The 17,493-nt window shown below is 52.3% G+C and carries 15 protein-coding genes; 4 read left to right on the plus strand and 11 right to left on the minus strand.

The window, feature by feature from the left end; translation table 11 throughout:
- Window position 1 precedes the first annotated feature (1 nt).
- Window positions 2-1,339 carry an ethanolamine permease gene (gene eat, locus JI741_RS12600; protein ID WP_202009841.1) on the minus strand — a complete coding sequence of 446 codons (1,338 nt, stop codon included), beginning with the start codon at window positions 1,337-1,339 and terminating at the stop codon, window positions 2-4.
- A 146-nt stretch (window positions 1,340-1,485) separates the two neighbouring features.
- On the opposite strand from eat, the gene JI741_RS12605 reads away from it, so the two are divergent.
- Window positions 1,486-1,992 (plus strand): cupin domain-containing protein, encoded by a 507-nt coding sequence (locus JI741_RS12605; RefSeq protein WP_202009843.1) that lies wholly within the window; start codon window positions 1,486-1,488, stop codon window positions 1,990-1,992.
- Window positions 1,993-1,999: 7 nt separating this feature from the next.
- Here JI741_RS12605 and JI741_RS12610 read toward each other — a convergent pair whose 3' ends face one another.
- From JI741_RS12610 to JI741_RS12620, 3 genes are read right to left on the minus strand one after another with little or no spacing between them, the layout of a single operon-like run.
- Window positions 2,000-4,198, minus strand: a complete 2,199-nt coding sequence (locus tag JI741_RS12610; RefSeq protein WP_202009845.1) for a PQQ-dependent sugar dehydrogenase — start codon at window positions 4,196-4,198, stop codon at window positions 2,000-2,002.
- Window positions 4,199-4,255: 57 nt separating this feature from the next.
- Window positions 4,256-5,119, minus strand: coding sequence for a DUF4249 domain-containing protein (locus JI741_RS12615; protein ID WP_202009847.1), 864 nt, complete (start codon window positions 5,117-5,119; stop codon window positions 4,256-4,258).
- A 4-nt stretch (window positions 5,120-5,123) separates the two neighbouring features.
- Complete coding sequence (locus tag JI741_RS12620; protein WP_202009849.1) at window positions 5,124-7,406, minus strand: TonB-dependent receptor; 2,283 nt, start codon at window positions 7,404-7,406, stop codon at window positions 5,124-5,126.
- A gap of 169 nt (window positions 7,407-7,575) precedes the next feature.
- Here JI741_RS12620 and JI741_RS12625 point away from each other — a divergent pair, with 169 nt between their 5' ends.
- Window positions 7,576-9,468, plus strand: coding sequence for an ATP-binding protein (locus JI741_RS12625; RefSeq protein WP_202009851.1), 1,893 nt, complete (start codon window positions 7,576-7,578; stop codon window positions 9,466-9,468).
- Window positions 9,469-9,491: 23 nt separating this feature from the next.
- On the opposite strand, the gene JI741_RS12630 is transcribed toward JI741_RS12625, so the two are convergent.
- The 7 genes from JI741_RS12630 to JI741_RS12660 all read right to left on the minus strand — a co-directional run bounded on the left by JI741_RS12630 (window position 9,492) and on the right by JI741_RS12660 (window position 14,940).
- Window positions 9,492-10,967 carry a hypothetical protein gene (locus JI741_RS12630; protein ID WP_202009853.1) on the minus strand — a complete coding sequence of 492 codons (1,476 nt, stop codon included), beginning with the start codon at window positions 10,965-10,967 and terminating at the stop codon, window positions 9,492-9,494.
- Window positions 10,968-11,119: 152 nt separating this feature from the next.
- The gene (locus JI741_RS12635; protein ID WP_202009855.1) at window positions 11,120-11,521 is read right to left on the minus strand and encodes an OsmC family protein; all 402 of its coding nucleotides are present in this window, start codon (window positions 11,519-11,521) and stop codon (window positions 11,120-11,122) included.
- Window positions 11,521-12,099 carry a nitroreductase family protein gene (locus tag JI741_RS12640; RefSeq protein ID WP_202009857.1) on the minus strand — a complete coding sequence of 193 codons (579 nt, stop codon included), beginning with the start codon at window positions 12,097-12,099 and terminating at the stop codon, window positions 11,521-11,523. The genes JI741_RS12635 and JI741_RS12640 overlap by 1 nt, the downstream gene beginning before the upstream one ends.
- 60 nt (window positions 12,100-12,159) lie before the next feature.
- Complete coding sequence (locus tag JI741_RS12645; RefSeq protein WP_202009859.1) at window positions 12,160-12,558, minus strand: DUF6069 family protein; 399 nt, start codon at window positions 12,556-12,558, stop codon at window positions 12,160-12,162.
- 54 nt (window positions 12,559-12,612) lie between these two features.
- Window positions 12,613-13,482: a pirin family protein gene (locus JI741_RS12650; protein ID WP_202009862.1), complete on the minus strand. Its 870-nt coding sequence runs from the start codon at window positions 13,480-13,482 to the stop codon at window positions 12,613-12,615.
- A gap of 36 nt (window positions 13,483-13,518) precedes the next feature.
- Entirely contained in the window at window positions 13,519-14,229 is a 711-nt protein-coding gene (locus JI741_RS12655) for a pirin family protein (RefSeq protein ID WP_202009864.1), read from the minus strand.
- A gap of 261 nt (window positions 14,230-14,490) precedes the next feature.
- A complete protein-coding gene (locus JI741_RS12660; protein ID WP_202009866.1) occupies window positions 14,491-14,940 on the minus strand; it encodes a MarR family winged helix-turn-helix transcriptional regulator in 450 nt (149 codons plus the stop codon).
- 160 nt (window positions 14,941-15,100) lie between these two features.
- Here JI741_RS12660 and JI741_RS12665 point away from each other — a divergent pair, with 160 nt between their 5' ends.
- Together JI741_RS12665 and JI741_RS12670 are read left to right on the plus strand one after the other, a co-directional pair.
- Complete coding sequence (locus JI741_RS12665; RefSeq protein WP_202009867.1) at window positions 15,101-15,613, plus strand: YdeI/OmpD-associated family protein; 513 nt, start codon at window positions 15,101-15,103, stop codon at window positions 15,611-15,613.
- 122 nt (window positions 15,614-15,735) lie between these two features.
- A complete protein-coding gene (locus JI741_RS12670) occupies window positions 15,736-17,448 on the plus strand; it encodes an IlvD/Edd family dehydratase (RefSeq protein ID WP_202009869.1) in 1,713 nt (570 codons plus the stop codon).
- Window positions 17,449-17,493: the final 45 nt, after the last annotated feature.

The following is a 17,493-nucleotide window of genomic DNA, read 5'->3' on the forward strand; positions in this document are numbered from 1 at the left end:
CTTATGCACGTTTCGCGACAGGAATTCGCCGGTGTTGTCGCGTCAAAACAAATATACCCATTAGCACGAACAGCACTCCAAAAAAACAAAGGCTGAGCAACAGGTTAAACCACACGATGGCCAACAGACAGAGCACAGCCAAAACCAACGCAACAATGGGAAAATAAGGATAGAGCGGCGCCTTGAACGGACGCACCATGTCGGGTTCTTTCTTTCGCAGTACAAAAAGCGCAACAAGGCTAATGATATACATGACCACGGCACCTAATGCTGCGAGAATAATGACCTGATCGGTAGTGCCCAGACTCAACGCAAGACAACCCACTGCTCCGCCCACAACCAACGCCCAATGTGGCGTTTGATAGCGCGCGTGCACACGACCCAGCACCGCGGGCAAATATCCACCCCGGGCCAGCGCAAAGATCTGGCGCGAGTAGCCCATGATGGTTCCATGAAACGAAGCGATAAGTCCGAACAATCCCAGGCTGGCAAACATTTGCGTGAGCGGGTTGTCGCGCCCCAGCACGATGCTTAGCGAAGCCGGGAGAGGATAATCTATTTTGCTAAGCTGTTGCCATGGGGCAATGCCGCCGGTGAAGATCATAACGCTGAGCGCCAGCACCACCAGGGTGAGAATGCCATAGGTATAGCCCTTCGCGATGGTGCGGTGTGGATCTTGTGCTTCTTCGGCCACCATGGCCACTCCTTCAATGGCCAGGTAGAACCAGATGGCGAAGGGCAACGCTTCAAAAATTCCGTGCCAGCCATAGGGCATGCCGTTGGTGGTGAACGTGGTGATTGAAAAGTGTGGAGCCACCAGTCCGATATAAATGAGTAATTCCACAACGGCCAGCAACGTGACCACCAGCGACAGCGTCGCAGATTCTTTAATGCCCAACAAGTTGACGGCAACGAAAATGACATAACACGAAAACGCCACCATCAGCACATTTAACGATGGATACAAAAAATGTGCGTAGCTGCCCAAGGCAAATGCGATAGCCGTGGGGGTCACAAGAAATTCCACGAGTGTGGCATAGCCGGCAATCAATCCGCCCCACCATCCAAACGCGCGATGTGCGTAGGCAAAGGGACCACCCGCCTGCGGAATGGCCGTGGTCAATTCTGTAAAGCTGAAAATGAAGGTGACATAGAACACCGTGACGATGAGCGTGGCAATCAAAAATCCAATCGTGCCCGACACGCCCCAACCATAATTCCATCCGAAATATTCGCCCGAAATGACAAGCCCTACGGCGATGGCCCACAGGTGCACCGGCTTCAAAACTTTTTTTAAAGTGTGTTCCGTGTGGGACGTCGGTGTGCCGGATGCAGTCATGATTTAGTGTTTTGCTATAAGATATTACTCTTCGTTCTGAAAACGGAGATAATTTTTGGTGCGCGCGGGGTTCACTCGATTTCGGAACAAAACTTTTTTTGACCTCGCTATTTTTGAGCACCTTGGATAGTTAAAAAAACAGAATCATGCAACCTGCTCAATACTGGGTGAAACACCTCGACCTGAAGCCACACCCCGAAGGCGGCTTCTATAAAGAAACCTATCGTGCAACGGAGAAAATTCCAGGCACCGGCTTGCCCGGGCGATTTGAAGGCGCGAGAAATTTTTCGACGGCCATTTATTTTCTGTTGCGTTCCGAAGACCGGTCACTGTTTCATCGTATCAAGTCCGATGAGCTTTGGCATTTTCATGCCGGCGAAACGCTGGAAATTTTTGTGTTGACAGCAGAGGGGTTGGTCGTGCACCGTTTGGGACCGAATGCAGAACAGGGCGATGCGTTGCAGGTGGTGGTTCCGGCAAACACGTGGTTTGGTGCAAAGGTGATGCATGAAAATTCGTACACGCTCGCAGGATGCACCGTGGCCCCGGGCTTTGACTTTCGCGATTTTGAAATGGCAAACTTTTTCGAACTGCTGAAAGAATTTCCAACGCACGGCGACCTCATCAATTCGCTCACACCCGGACACCGCTAATGACCAATCAATCGGTCACGACCAGTTTTTGGGAAACGGTTTTTCCGGGGCGATCGATGTGTAGTGTATAGACTCCGCGTTTAAGTTTACCATACGAAAAAACGGTGCAGCCATCTTCGCCCGTGGTTTGCTCGAAACTCGTCACGTCGCGCGAAAGCACATCCGTTAGCCGGATGGTGACACGCTGGGCCGCTGATGTTGGCAAACAAACATTCACAAACCCCGATGATGAAGGATTTGGATAGACGTTTATGTCTGTTGTGGCCTGAGCGCTGTGTTCTGTGGCCACAACAACCGAAAATTGTGCAGTAAGATCGATGTCGTTTGTGGGCGTGGCAAGTGTTTGCGTTTGTGTGCCGCTGTTGGACCATGATTCAAATGTATAGTGAGCGTTCTCCAGCGTCTGAGGCGACGGAACACCAAGGGTTCGCAGCAGACCTTCCACGCTGACAACCGAAGCGGGAGTGGTGAGGGGTTGCCCATCTAATGTTATTTGCAAACCGGGTGGTGACGTTTTGAACGAGAGTGTTGTCTTTCGCGGCTTCACATCCACCGAGTCTTTTCCTTTCAGTCCTTTGCTATCGGTCACGGTCAGTATGATGCGATACCACACGTTGTCGGATGTTTCGCCCTGGTTGGGAATTTGAAAGGTGCCGTGGTTCACACCCGTGATGGCGGGTTGATCGTGCTTGTGCACGTCGTGATGAAAATTGATGGCCCAGCTGAATGCGCTCGCCGGCAACGTGCCGTCTTCTGCATCTTTAGCCGTGCCCGCGAAGTCGATGCTGGTGCCGGCCACATAGGTTGTTCCCTCGACAGGCACGGTGATGGTCGCTACCGGAAGCGCGTTTGCAATGACGGTGAGTTTTGCTTCATCGCTCGTGGCATGGCCCGCAGCGTTTGTCACCACCACGCGATATTGTCCGCTGTTTGCCGCGGTGAGGTTGTTGAGCGTGAGGGTTGCACTCTTGGCAGACGCGATGTCAACGCCATTCTTTTGCCATTGATAGGTGAACGGTGTGCTGCCCAGCGCCTTCACACTGAAGGTGATCGACTGCCCTTCGGCACGCGTGGCGCCCACAGGTTGTGTGGTGATGAATGGTGCCGTGGTGTTGTTATACACGATTTTATACAAGGACGATCCTGAGCGTGTCAGGTAATACAGGTTGCCGTCGTTGCCCGTGGTGATGCTCACGCCGTCGCCCGAGATGGCGGTGGCAAACGATGATCGTGTCACGGTGCCCTCCAAGGTTATGGAGTTGATCCAGTCGTTGCAGAGATCCTGAAAAAAATACTGGCCTACATAAGAAGAAGGATAGTTGGTGTTTGCCGGGCTGAAGAACGTCCCTCCGGTAATGGCGCAACCTGAACCATCGCCCGCGCCGTGCTGGTAGGCGTAGATGGGATTTGTGTAGGCCGCGTTGTTGCTCATGCCCTCTGCCTTGGGCCAGCCAAAGTTCTTGCCGCCCTCGGTGGCGTCGTTAATTTCTTCCCACGTGCCCTGGCCTACGTCGTTCACCAGGATGCGGCCCGTGGTGGGGTGAACCGAAAAGGTGAATGGATTGCGCAGCCCATACGCCCACACTCTTTTCCGCTGTTCCGAACCTGTGGGGAAGGGATTGCCGGTGGGCACGCTGCCGTCTTTGTTGATGCGCAAAAGTTTTCCGTGATAGGTGTCCAAATCCTGGGCTTGGTCACCGTCGGCATTTTCGCCAATGGCCACATAGAGTTTCCCGTCCTTTCCAAACTGCATAGCCCCACCGTTATGATTGGTGGCCGAGCTTAGCGGATCGAGGTCTATCACAATAGACGCGCTGCCGTCCAGGGCCACGTCGCCATTGGCGGTGTAGCGTGTGATGCGGTTGTGGATGTCGGTGCCGGGCACCGTGTGATAGAGGTAGATGTATTGATTGGTGGCGAAGTCTGGATCGAGCACCACACCAATCAGTCCTCTTTCGCCGGAAGAATTCACGGTGAGACTGACGAAGGCGGCGGCAAGCAACGTATTGTTTTTGATGACGCGCAGTTTGCCACCTTGTTCCGCCACGAAGATGCGACCGTCGGGGGCGAAGGCCAGGGCGGTGGGGTTGCTGATTCCGTTTGTTACGAGCACCTGTGCAAAGTCGGCCGGATAGTTTTGGGCAACGACCGTGTGAAGGCCACATAGGAAAACGAAGAGAAGCAATGAAGCGTAGCGATTTTTCATGAGGGTCAGGTTAGGTTTGGTTATTAAAATCTGACCACCAAAAAACGTTGAGCGTGGTCACTTCAAAACAAACAACCGAATGTCGGGAACATAAAGATTAAAGAACCCCTTGCCTCCCGTAACATTCGACGGATAGTTAACCGGTTCGCTAAGGAACTGTGAAAAGCTGTAGCGATTGTCGAGCCGGAGCCTGATGAACGAATAATAGTCTTCGCTCACATTCGAAAGTGAAACAAGCAGTGTGTCGCCCGTGTGAAAATTCTGACGGAAGCCGCGAAAGGTTTCGGCATGGCCGCCGCCATTGAAGTCCACATCGTCAATCACTTTGGTGAAGGCATTCGGATCGAGGAGGTTGTTCTCCAGATCGTTCAGCCGGATGCGTTGCGAGTTCACCACATACCAGTTCTTTTCGGCCGGGTCGTTAAAGCTGTAGGTCACTTGTGCCACGGTGTCGTCATAGCCATCAAAAACCAAATCGGCCGAGATGTCTTCAAACGAAACTTGCCGGCGCACGGTGGTCACGGCGGTCACTTCGCCCAGTGTCTCGCTCTTTGCCCGGAGTTCGTATGATTCTCCCTCCTGAAACGGAATGCTCACGCCTCCATAAATCCCCAGGGCAAGGGCTTGCAGTGTATAAGTTCCCTGAGGCCCCGTAATTGTAACCGAAGCATCGGTCACGGCAATCTGATCCAGCAAGGCCTGCGCGTCGCTGTCTTCGCCGGCGTCGAGCGCGCCAAAGCTTTTTGTCAGCAGCACAACCAGCGACTGGTCGGGAATGATCTGGCTGGACACGATGATTTGGGGTTTCAACGAAGGCAACCCTTCCACGGCCAACGGTTCGGGCATGCATCCCCAAAGCATCGTCGTTGCCGAAAGGATTAGGATGAATAGTGAAAAGCGGATTTGGGCCAGGTTGTTCATAGTCTTAAAATCTAAACCCATAGTTGAGAAAGGGAATAAGGCCAAACAGCCCCGGCTGCTCATAGCGCAGCGAGCCGTCGGTTTCGTCCTGAACGATGGTCATGCCAATGGGATTGGCCCGATTGTAGGCGTTGTATACACCCGCAAACCAATGCCATTGGAATTTTCGGTCGGGCTTGCTCTTGAACTTGATGCCCACATCCAACCGATGCGCGTTGGCCAGCTTCACTTCATTCACACCGGAGTAGATGGGAATGAGGTCGGCACCGGTGAGCGTCGGGGCGATGACGGCATATTGCCCGATGATGGGCGTGAACCGCGCGCCCGATATAAACTCCCACACCACCGACACAGCCCAACGTTTCGCGAAAGCATATTGTGTTACTATGGCACCGTTGTGACGACGGTCGTAGCGCGCATGAAACCACTCGCCTCCGTTGATCTGGTCGAACTGTCGCCACGACCACGAAAGTGTGTAGCTGATCCAGCCCGTGAGCTTGCCGGCATCTTTGCGCAACAACACTTCCACACCATAGGCCCGACCCTTGCCCTGAATGAGCTTGGATTGAAAGTCGGCGTTGAGAAAAAGATTTGTGCCTTCTTCATAGCCAATGAGGTTGCTCATGGATTTATAGTACGACTCCACGCTCACAAACACTTTCCTTTCCGGAAACTGACGTTGCCACGCCACGGCTACTTGATGCGAGGTTTGCGGACGAATGCTGTCGGTGACGGGATACCAGATGTCGGTTGGCGAAGAGATGGCCGAGTTGGAAATGCGATGCATGTATTGCGCCATGCGCGAATAGCTGAACTTCAACGCCTCATTGTCGTTGATGGCATAGCGCGCCGACACGCGTGGCTCAGGAAAAAAATACGTCTTGTTGCTTGTTGCTGCCAGTGAACCACGCACACCGGCATTCAGCATCCAGCGTGGTGCGGGCGCCCACTCATATTGAGCGTGAAGTGCCATTTCATTGGTAGCACGTCCGCGCGAAGCACTGCTTTCCAGATAGGAAGAAATGCTTCCTGAAGTGTTGATCACGTTGGGGCTCACGTTGTGATGCGTCCACTCCACTCCGGTTTTGAAGGTGCCGGTGTGGTGAATGGAATCTTTGGTGAACAACACGCGCGCACCATAATCTTCGATGTCAGACAACGCGCGCAGTTGGTTGTCCTGAAAAATGTTGGTGACATGATAGTTGTATTTTGTGCGCAGCAGCGACACGTCGCTTTGCCAGTGCTGTTTCAACTTGCGGTTCCATTTCAGCGACTGGCTGCTGTTGCCCGAACCAAATGTGGTGGTGTAGCCTCTGCCGTCGCCATTGCGGTCGCGGAAATAATCCAGCAAGTCTTCGCCGCTATAATAGCTGAACTCAACATGATCGTTTTGAGTAGGCCGCCACAGTATTTTTCCATTCAGGTCATAAAAAAAGTAGGGTAGCTCCTCGCCGGTGAGTCGCACAACCTTGTCGATATACGTTCGCCGACCTGCCGCCCAAAAGCTGAGTTTGTTTTTCACGATGGGCTGTTCCACAAACAAGCGCGACGCAATGATGCCCACATCGCCCGACACGTGTGTTTTTTCGGGAATGGCTGATCGTGTGCGCACGTTCAGGATCGACGAGAGACGTCCCCCATACTGGGCGGGGAAGCCGCCGTTGATGGCTTCCACATGATCGAGCACGTCGGGATTGAACACGGAGAGAAATCCAAATAGGTGACTGGTGTTGTAGATGGGCGCGTCGTCGAGCAGCACCAGGTTTTGGTCGGCCGCGCCGCCGCGCACAAACAGATCGGAGCTGCCTTCCACGCCACGCACGGTGCCGGGCAAAAGTTGCAATGTTTTGATGAGGTCGGCTTCTCCACCCAAAACCGGGATGGCGTTGATGTCGTCGCGTGTGAGCACGTGGCGACTGGTTTGATTGGCGTCGAAAATGTCTTCCTGCGTGTGTCGGTCGCCGGTCACTACAATTTCGGTTAGCTGATCGACCTTTGTTTTCAGTGTTACAGAAAAGGAGGAGTCTCTGCGGAGGTGGACGGTGCGTTCAAAATTTTCGTAGCCCACAAACGAAACGAGAATGGTCTTTTTGCCCGCGTTGGTTTTGAGCACAAATTGCCCAGAAGTATTGGTGGTGACGTGGATGGAATCCGGGAAAACAGTGATGTGTGCTTGTGGCAGGCGGCCGTCTTCATCGCCGCGCACGGTCCCTTTCAGCACAAGGGTCTGTCCGCACACCGAAAAGGTGATAAAGGCTAGGAACAGGCTGGCAAGGTTTTTTGGCAAGGCAATGAAATTGTTAGAACACTAATTTACGTAGAAGAACATGCGCATGCCGGTTAAGTTTTTTCAGGAAACTGCATTTCTGATCCTGGTATTTCTTACATGCCTTTTTGAGCCGTATTCGCTTGTAAGTATACCGGATTAATCAGTATTTGGAGTTTTTGGAGCCTAAATGATAAAGTATTGCGTTGCGACACTGTCGATTCTGTTGACGGCTGTGGGCTGCTTTTCACAAAACCGTGAAGAAGCGTCTGACAGTCTCATGATGAAGCGCGAGTTGTCGGTTGTGTGGAAACTATACCTGTCTCATCCCGACTCTGCCATTACCCGGGCGAAGGCCGTGCTGTCTGCCGCCCGCAGACAAAACAACCGCTATTTCGAAGGCCAAAGCCTGTTCATGCTGTCGAAGGCAAACTGGGCCAAGGCGAGCTATCGTCTCAGCACCGAATTTGGCTTCAAAGCCCTGAAGATTTTTGAGAACTCGAAATACACGCGCGAATGGGGCGAAAGCCTCATCACCCTGGCCAGAACGTTCGTTGACCTTCAAAATTATCACGAAGCCAAAGTTTACCTCGATCGCGCCACGCAACTCGGCATCCAACACGGCAACACGGCCGTGCTCGCCAGCGCCTACCGCGACCGGTCGATTTTGCTGGTGGAGGAAGGGCAATACGATTCGGCCTTGTACTACACCGACAAAAGCCTGGCGATTTATGAGCCAAAAAAAGACACGCTCAACATCAGCATTCTCTATGGCCGGAAGGCACGGATTTATTTCACGGTAAAAGATTACAAGCGAAGCCGTTTCTTCAATCGCAAGTCGATGCACCTCGACAGCCTGGTGGGCAACCGCCGCGCGCTGGCCATTGCTTTTTATAACGGCGCGCAAAACGCATTCTACCTTCATCACAACGACAGCGCCCTGTGGTTTCTGGAGCGGGCCATCCCCATGAACAAGGCCATCGGCAACCTCACCTCGCTCATGCGCATGCACACCCTGCTGGCGGAAATCTACATCGCCCAGAAGAAGCCCCTCATGAGTGTTGACAACCTGAAGATCGCCGCGCAATATCGCGACAGCCTCTATAGTCAGCAACGCAACGGCCACGTGCAGGAAATGCAGTCGCTCTATGAACTGGAAAAGAAGGAAGACACCATTGTGATGCTCGAAAACGAAAACGAGCTGAAGCAACAGCAAGTGCGCAACCAAAGCCTGGTCACCTGGTTTTTGCTGGTGGGCATTGTGTTGCTGCTGCTGCTCATTTTTGTGTTGTGGCGCCTGCGCATTCTGCAGACAAAAGCAAACGATGCGCTGTCGCTGAAGAATAAAGCCATCGAGCAACAGAAAGAGGAAATTCAGGCGCAAGCCGAAAGTTTGCAAGAGCTCAATCACCTGAAATCGAAATTGTTTTCGGTGATCAGCCACGACCTTCGCGGCCCCATCACCAACCTGCAGTCGTTGCTGGAGCTGTTGACCAACCGCATTTTGCAGCCCGAAGAATTTGTGGCCATCTCAGACAAGCTGAAGTCAAACCTGAACGTGACGCAGCGCACGCTGGAGAATTTGTTGAACTGGTCGTTGAGCCAAATGGAAGGCATCAAAACCGAGCAACAAAAATTTGAGATCAAACAAGTGATGGAAGAAGCTTGCAAGCTGATGGAAGAAGTGGCGCGCCGCAAAAACATCTCCATCGAAAACACCACGCGAACACCGGTGGTGGTGCTGGCCGATTCAAACCAGTTGCAGCTCATCCTGCGCAACCTCATTCACAACGCCATCAAGTTTTCGAAAACCGATGGCAAAGTGCTGGTGTCGGCCAGCCAACACCACAACGAATGCCATGTGCGCATCAAAGACTTTGGCATCGGCATGACCGAAGAAGAAAAAGAAATGATCCTGTCATCGCAGGAGTATTTCACAAAGACCGGAACCCACCAGGAGAAAGGCACGGGCCTCGGGCTGTTGCTCTGCAAAGAATTTATTCGCCGCAATGGCGGCACACTCATGATCGATAGTCATCCGGGACAGGGCACGGAAATATCGTTTACGTTGCCGTTGGGATAATTGCCGAGCTTCCTACGCTGGATTTATTCATCACGTTTTTTCCACACCTTTTGCGCCACCAGAGGCCAGGTTTTTACCGAAGCCGCCAGGTTTTTTGTCGCGGCTTTTTTGCGTTTCTCGTCGGCAAGATTGTAGGCATAGTTGTCGAACACGTAGGCCATGAGCATGCGGTTGTATAGATCCAATGTGTTGTCCTGAACGATCGATAGCACATTTTTTTCAAGAGCGTCTTTATCTTTTGCGTCGGACAGTGCCCGTCCGGTTCGGGAGATTGAACCCCAATAGTGATTGCCGGTTATGTTTGCTACTCGGAAACTTGTGCCCAACAATAAATCTACGGCGTCAATTTTCAATTCTTCGAGTTCTCTGAGATAAGTTTTTCTGCCTAGCCAGGCATAGCTCCCATCGCTGGCCCGCTCGAAGCGATCGTTCATGATGTTGAGATGAGATCGCAGAAAGATATCCCACTGTGCTGTTTCGGCGGCAAGCCGACAGATGTTCATGGCGTGAACGCGCGGGCTTTGATCCTGACTGCAGGCGCCCATCACCATTCTGCTACGCATCAACTGAAGGGCGTCTTTCCTGGAGATGTAGCGTGCAACATAAAACTCAAGCGCATCGTCAGAGGTGTGCCGTGTCATGGCGTCGTCGCAAGCCTCTTTGAGCATCGTAGCATACTGTGGCGAGTTTCGCATTTTGTTGTCCAGGTTCACAAGCCTCAGGCTATCCCAGGTGCGATAGCTTCGGGCATAGGCAAGATAAATTTTGTGCAGTTCTTCGCGGGGTGTGTTCTTTCTGTCATCATAGGATGGTATGTGTGGTTTGCCAGGAAATGATTCGGCCCAGGCGGTGAACTGTTTTGCCTTCAAATTTTCTTCCAAAGAATCGGAGAAAAAACGGTCATCATACGTTGCTCCCGGAAGAAAAATTTCTGCTGTTGTGTCGATCATACAATCAACATACTGCACAAGTCGTGCATAGGTCTGTGGCAAAGGTGAGGTTCTAAGATTATCGATATACACGGCCAGGAAATCTTCATATGGCCCCACAACCCAACCCGATGTTTTGTCTGTTTCGGGGCCACGCTTTACGGAAAACGAGAGTTCGTCGCCATTGCCTTGTGGCAGGGCTCTATACCGAATCAATTCTTCACCATCGTCGGCATAGCGACTCTTGATGATCCACACTTCGGTGAAAGTGGCGCTTCTAAATTTTTTTCTGAATTCACGGAGTGACATTCCTTTTGCGATGGCCTTGCGTGCCTCGGCCGCGTGCCCTTCCAGACTCACAAACGTGGCATTGCCCTGTGGCAGGGCGTTGTGGGGTTTACTCACAGAACAGGATTTGAATTGCAGGTTCAATGAATCGACAATGACGCCAAGGCGATTCATTGTGCCTTCGTCATAGATCAATCCATTTTTGTAGGTCGTGAACTCGCCGTTTTGCCCATAGCCTGTAAGGCAAAGACTTGCCAGAACAGCACAAAAGAATTTTTCCATAGCGGTAGTAGTTGTTTATTCTGAAAATGCACACAGTCAAAAAAAGTAACGAACAGGATGCGTTTTTTATCGTGCCAGGGCGGCAAATAAACTACGAAATTCTTGGCTAAATGGAAATGTGTAACGATGTGGGCGAACTGTTTTGACGAATGCTACGCCAACACCAGCTTTGTTTCAATCTCGATAGGATTTGTGAGCACTTTATGCACGGGGCACCGATGAGCGATTTCTTCCAGCCGGGCGCGTTGCTCTTCGGTGATGTTTCCCGTCACCGCGATGACGCATGTGAACACAGTTTTGTATTGCTGTTGTCCGCTTGTTACGGTCACTACAATTTTTTCGACATCCAGCTGTTTGCGGTTGGCGTACATCCGTAGGGTTATGGCTGTGCAGGACGCAAGCGACATGCGCATGTAGTCGCCGGGTGTTGGCCCGGCATCCTGACCACCCGCATCGACGGGCTCGTCGGCCACCAGGGAGTGAACAGCGTTGGAGAGTTGCGTGTTGAATTTGTCGCGACCAATGGTGGCGACTACGGTGCGGCTGTCTGACATTAGAAGATGTGGTTCATGACAAATTCGTTTTGAAGAAATCGCTCGCGCGGGGCCATCTCGCGCAGCTTCAGTTTTTCGGGCAATGTTTCCGGATCGCCGGGATAGCCCACGGCCATGAACACACCCACTTCATAGGTGTCTGGAATATTTAGTTGCTCTATGGTTTTCTCATAACTAAAACCGGCCATCTGCCGCACCTGCATGCCCAGTTCAACAGCCTGCAGCGAGAGAAAAGAATTGGCACCGCCCAGGTCATACATGGCGTGTGCGTTGGCGCCGGGATAGCGCGTGAAATTTTTTCGCGCCAGGCTCAGGATGAGCAGTGGTGCACCTTTCGCCCAGACTTTGTTGCTTTCATTCAAACATGAAAAAAGTTTGTCCCACAGTTCCGTTTGGTCGTGTGTGGCATAGACATAAACCCAGGGTTGTTCGTTGGTGCTGGAGGGCGCCCAGCGTGTGGCTTCGAATAGCGAACGGATGCGATCGGCGTCGATGGGTTGACGCGAGAAGGCCCGCGGGCTTTTCCGGTTTTTTATCAGTTCCGATATGGGGTGTTCAACATGATGCGACTTTTGCATACGAAAGGCCTCTGTGGCAGAGGCAAGTTACGGGTTTCTAAAAAGTATTCGTAAGAAAATTCATTTCGAAAATTTGGGAATGCCCCAGATGCCCAACGCGCCGGCAATGAGGTGCATGGGCAATGTGAGCAGTGTGAATCCTTTTGTAGTAGTGAGCCCATTGGGCGCAGGTGGAGCCACGGTAGGGTAAAGACTAAGCAACAGAAACAGGCACGACGCCACCGTGAAAATGAGCGCGCCCTTCGGAAACAATTTCATCAGCATGAAATAGAAAACACCGCCAACGAGCAACGGAAAAATAGACGACACGCAAACCGCAAACACAAAACCCGGCGGCGGCACACTGCCCAGCGCCTGGGCCACCAGGCTCCACAGGTTGTTGAGGCCCGCGGCAAGCAGGCCGGCAATGGCGCCGGCCCGGAGTGCTTTTCCAAAGGTGACAGGTGTTGCAGCGTTCATACAGGCTGATTTTCGTTTTTTGATGTCGAACCTGTCGCTTGTCGACCGGCCACTTTACTCTTCTATCAATATACCCATTTTTCCTTTTTGATAGTCGCGCATCGCTTCCATGATCTGCGTTTGCGTGTTCATCACAAAGGGTCCATAACTAACCACTTCTTCGTTCAATGGTTCGCCGCTCATGAGCAGCACGCGTGTGTCTTCTAATCCTTCGAGCGTTATGCCATCGCCATCGGCTTTAAACATCACGGCGTTCTTTTCTTCTACCAGGCCAAAGCCTTCCAGTGTCAGCTTTCCGTCCAGCAAGTATAAGAAGGCGCTGTGATTCTGTGGCAGCGCAATGGAAATCTTTCCACCTTTTTTTACATCGAGGGTCGACGCGTTCACTTCGGTGTTGGTGGGAATGGCACCTTTCAAACCCAGCAATTCGCCAGCAAACACATGGACGGCTACAAGGCCGTCTTCACTATTGAATGTGGGAACCTCTGCGGCCTGCACGGGATAATAGGCAGGCTGATCCATCTTGTGACGGGCTGGCGAATTGATCCACAGCTGGATAATTTCCTGCCGGCCACCAAGTTCGTGAATGTTGTGTGGAGGACGTTCGCTATGGATGGTGCCCATGCCGGCATTCATCCATTGCGCGCCACCGGCATACACCACGCTGTCGTTGCCGCGGCTGTCGCGATGGTGCACGCCACCTTTGAAGATGAACGTGACGGGCGAAAAACCACGGTGGGGGTGGGGGCCAACACCGGCTTCGTCGGGCTCCACATTAGTGGGCACCTCAAGGTCGGCATGGTGCAACAAAAGAAAGGGATCGATCTGTTCCACATTTTGTGTGGGGAACGGTTGACGCAGCGCTATGCCGCCCATATCTACCACGTGTCCATATAATATCCGGGATACGGTTCTGTTTTTCATTGAGTTTGTTTTAGGGTTTTGTCTCTCGACAATCATTTACACCAGGGGCACATCGAGCAGCAACACGTCGGCGTTGCTGTCTGCGGTGATGGAGAGCGTGTCGCTGTCAGCGATGCCCAGGCCGTCGCGACGGTGAAGGGTCTGGCCGTTCACGGTCACTTCGCCATCGATCACAAACACATAGACGCCGTTGCCATTTCGTTTCACGTCGTAGGAGGCGGTGAAATCTTTTTTCAACGACCCCAGCGAGAACCAGGCATCCTGATTTATCTGTACCCCTTCGCCATTGGCTTCGGGCGACACCACCACCTGAAATTTGTTTTCGCGCAGCGATGGATCAAACGTTTTTTGCTCATAGCGTGGAGCGATGTCGGCGATTTTAGGGAACACCCAGATCTGCAGGAAATTCACCGCGTCGGTTTTGGAAGCGTTGTATTCCGAGTGCACAATGCCTGTGCCGGCACTCATAATCTGCACGTCGTTGGTTTTTATGATTTCATTGCGGCCCGTATTGTCTTTGTGTTGCAACGCCCCTTTCAGGGGAATTGAAATAATTTCCATGTTGTCGTGTGGGTGTGAACCAAAGCCGTTTCCGGCCGTCACGATGTCGTCGTTCAACACGCGCAGCACACCAAAGTGCATGCGCTTGGGATCATGATAGCTGGCAAAACTGAATGAGTGATGAGAATCGAGCCAGCCATGGTTGGCGTGGCCCCGGGTGCTGGCGTTGTGAAGTACGGTTTTCATAAGGATAGTTTTTTAAGCTGAGGCTGTTCAGCGCATCCTTTCGACCGCGAGCTTTTCGCTCTTTCCATCCGGACCGCTTTTTCAGCCTTACAGTCTTAATAACGAACGGATAAAAATAAAGTTCAAGACAACTATAGTATAAACAATTATTGAGTAATCTTATAACAAAAGATAGAAATTAAGACCTAAAAGCGGCTTTTTGCCTGTTCGGAACGGCAGGCAAAGCGAGAATGAGTGAATGGGTGAACGGAATAGGAAGGGCTATCCCCGCAGTTTGTCCAGCAGATGATTCAGATCCTGGGCCTCATTTTTCTGAAGCACCTTTAGCGGTTCAAGCCAGCTCTCGGTTTCGAGATCGATCTTTTTCAGCACGGCCAGTCCCTTTTCGGTGATGGAGATGTCGACCTGGCGACGATTGCTTTCGCAGATTTCGCGGCGAAGCAAACCTTTCTGCCGGAGTTTCTCTACCAGGCGGGTGGCGTTGCTGTTTTTGTCGATCATACGACACGTGATATCGGCCAGCATCATGGGCTTGGGATTGCTCCCGCGCAAAATCCGCAGCACATTATATTGCTCCGGCGTGATGCTGTGTTGCTTGAAGCGGGCGGAGTTCATGTTGTAGATCCAGCTGCTGGTGAAAAGAATATTCACCACCATTTTCTCATACTCATTGGTGAATCTCTCCTGCTTTATATCTTGCTCAAGTGACATAGAGTTAAAAGTACAATCGATTATTGTATAGACAACATTATTTTGCAAATAAAGTTTAATGATAACGGCTGTATATTTTCGCGATGCGGATGAAAAACGCGCCTTTACCGGCACCAAAAGGCCAGCCAAGTCCAAAACAAAACTTATTTCTTTGATCTAAATGGCAGCAGTTCAATTCACCACCACCATTCTAAAGTTTGAAACGAAGGGCGAGAAAACGGGCTGGTCGTATGTGGAGATCACGGCGGCGCAGGCCAACAAGCTGAAGCCGGATAATAAAGTATCGTTTCGGGTGAAGGGAAAACTGGATGGCCACGCCATCGAAAAAATAGCCTTGCTTCCCATGGGCAACGGCACGTTCATTTTGCCATTGAACCTCACCATGCGAAAAGCCATCGGCAAAGACCGTGGCGAGAAAGTGAAGGTGGCCCTGGAACTGGACGATCGGGAATTGAAAATATCGCGCGACTTGCTGGTGTGCCTCGCTGAAGATCCCGAAGCCGAAAAATTTTTCAAGTCACTTCCCCCGTCGCATCAACGCTACTTCAGCAAGTGGATCGAAAGCGCAAAGACAGCGCCCACCAAAACCCGCCGCATCGTGATGGCTATGACGGCCTTCGCCAAGAAACAAGGCTATTCGGAAATGATGCGCGCCAACAAAGAAAACTTCTGAACGGCACCATTCATCAGGCATGTTGCACGCTGATGTGAAATGCGAAGACAATCGTTTTCGCACCCCAAAAAATTGACCATCTTTAAAGAACAGAACCCACAAACGACAACATCATAACCACCATGAAAGACAAACTTCGCAGCCAGGGCTGGTTCGGCAAGACCGGCAAAGACGGATTCATCTATCGCGCATGGATGAAGAATCAGGGAATACCCGACTATGAATTCAGAGGCAAGCCGGTGATCGGCATCTGCAACACATGGTCAGAGCTGACCCCGTGCAACGCCCATTTCCGCGAGCTGGCCGAGTCGGTGAAACGCGGTGTCTCCGAAGCTGGAGGTTTTCCGGTGGAGTTTCCCGTGATGTCGCTGGGTGAAACACTTATCAAACCGACGGCCATGCTATACCGAAACCTGGCCAGCATGGATGTGGAGGAATCTATCCGCGCCAACCCTGTTGACGGCGTGGTGCTGTTGTGCGGCTGCGACAAAACAACGCCCTCGTTGGTGATGGGTGCGGCCAGCGTGAACATTCCCACCCTGGTGGTTTCGGGTGGACCGATGCTGACCGGAAAATTTCAAGGACGCGACATCAGCACCAGCGACGTGTGGCGCTTCAACGACGCCGTGCGCACCGGCGACATGACGCAGGAAGAACTGACTGTGGCCGAAGCCTGCATGTGCCGCAGTCGCGGACATTGCGCCGTGATGGGAACGGCGTCGACCATGGCGTGTATGATCGAATCGCTCGGCATGTCGCTGCCCGGCAACGCGGCCATACCCGCCGCCGACTCGCGACGCAAAGTGCTGGCGCAGCTTTCGGGCATACGCATCGTGGAGATGGTGAAAGAAAACCTGCTGATGTCCGACATCCTCACGCGCGAAGCATTCGAAAATGCCATCATCACCAACGCCGCCATTGGTGGCTCCACAAATTTTATCATCCACTTGCTGGCCATCGCCGCCCGCATCGGTGTGCCGTTAGACCTGCACGACTTCGACAAACTGTCGGCCAACGTTCCCTTCATCGTGAACCTGCAGCCGTCAGGAAAATATTTTATGGAAGATCTTTACTACGCAGGGGGATTGCCACCGGTGATGAAAGAACTCGACGGCCTTCTGCACGGCGATTGCATGACCGTGAACGGAAGAACAATTTCGGAAAATTATTTGCAGACCGAGACCTATAACCGCGATGTGATCGCCACCGTGGATGCGCCCTTCAACCCGCTGTCGGGCGTGGCCATTCTCACGGGCAACCTTTGCGAGAACGGCGCCGTCATCAAACCTTCGGCTGCCAGTCCGCACCTGCTGAAACATCGCGGCAAAGCCGTTGTGTTCAACGACATCGAAGACTACAAACGTCGCATCGACAGCCCCGCATTGGAAGTTGACGAAACATGTGTGTTGGTTTTGAAAAACGTTGGCCCCATTGGCTACCCGGGCATGCCCGAAGTGGGCAACATGTCGCTGCCAAAAAAGATACTGGAAAAAAACATTCACGACATGGTGCGCATCTCCGACGGCCGCATGAGCGGCACGGGCTTTGGCACCGTGATCCTTCACGCATCGCCCGAAGCAGCACTGGGTGGAAACTTCGCCATGATTCAGGACGGAGACTACATCAGCCTTGACGTAGCCAACCGCACGCTCACGCTGGAAGTGACCGATGAAGAATTGACACGACGCAAGCAGAACTGGAAACCGATCCATAAAAAATACGACCGTGGCTATGTGAGTCTCTATCAGCGACACGTGCAGCAAGCACACCTCGGAGCCGATCTCGACTTTCTGGTGGGCGGTTCGGGAAGCGAAGTAACACGCGACTCGCATTAGAAATTTTTGGATGGTTAAGGTTCGGTATTGTATCACGACGATAAG

The organism is Chryseolinea lacunae, assembly GCF_016735595.1.
GTDB lineage: Bacteria > Bacteroidota > Bacteroidia > Cytophagales > Cyclobacteriaceae > Chryseolinea > Chryseolinea lacunae.

What these genes read in the sequence shown, in the direction of transcription:
- eat (WP_202009841.1), bottom strand. Translation starts at nt 1,339, where the DNA reads ATGACTGCATCCGGCACACCGACGTCCCACACGGAACACACTTTAAAA.
- JI741_RS12605 (WP_202009843.1), top strand. Translation starts at nt 1,486, where the DNA reads ATGCAACCTGCTCAATACTGGGTGAAACACCTCGACCTGAAGCCACAC.
- JI741_RS12610 (WP_202009845.1), bottom strand. Translation starts at nt 4,198, where the DNA reads ATGAAAAATCGCTACGCTTCATTGCTTCTCTTCGTTTTCCTATGTGGC.
- JI741_RS12615 (WP_202009847.1), bottom strand. Translation starts at nt 5,119, where the DNA reads ATGAACAACCTGGCCCAAATCCGCTTTTCACTATTCATCCTAATCCTT.
- JI741_RS12625 (WP_202009851.1), top strand. Translation starts at nt 7,576, where the DNA reads ATGATAAAGTATTGCGTTGCGACACTGTCGATTCTGTTGACGGCTGTG.
- JI741_RS12630 (WP_202009853.1), bottom strand. Translation starts at nt 10,967, where the DNA reads ATGGAAAAATTCTTTTGTGCTGTTCTGGCAAGTCTTTGCCTTACAGGC.
- JI741_RS12635 (WP_202009855.1), bottom strand. Translation starts at nt 11,521, where the DNA reads ATGTCAGACAGCCGCACCGTAGTCGCCACCATTGGTCGCGACAAATTC.
- JI741_RS12640 (WP_202009857.1), bottom strand. Translation starts at nt 12,099, where the DNA reads ATGCAAAAGTCGCATCATGTTGAACACCCCATATCGGAACTGATAAAA.
- JI741_RS12645 (WP_202009859.1), bottom strand. Translation starts at nt 12,558, where the DNA reads ATGAACGCTGCAACACCTGTCACCTTTGGAAAAGCACTCCGGGCCGGC.
- JI741_RS12650 (WP_202009862.1), bottom strand. Translation starts at nt 13,482, where the DNA reads ATGAAAAACAGAACCGTATCCCGGATATTATATGGACACGTGGTAGAT.
- JI741_RS12655 (WP_202009864.1), bottom strand. Translation starts at nt 14,229, where the DNA reads ATGAAAACCGTACTTCACAACGCCAGCACCCGGGGCCACGCCAACCAT.
- JI741_RS12660 (WP_202009866.1), bottom strand. Translation starts at nt 14,940, where the DNA reads ATGTCACTTGAGCAAGATATAAAGCAGGAGAGATTCACCAATGAGTAT.
- JI741_RS12665 (WP_202009867.1), top strand. Translation starts at nt 15,101, where the DNA reads ATGGCAGCAGTTCAATTCACCACCACCATTCTAAAGTTTGAAACGAAG.
- JI741_RS12670 (WP_202009869.1), top strand. Translation starts at nt 15,736, where the DNA reads ATGAAAGACAAACTTCGCAGCCAGGGCTGGTTCGGCAAGACCGGCAAA.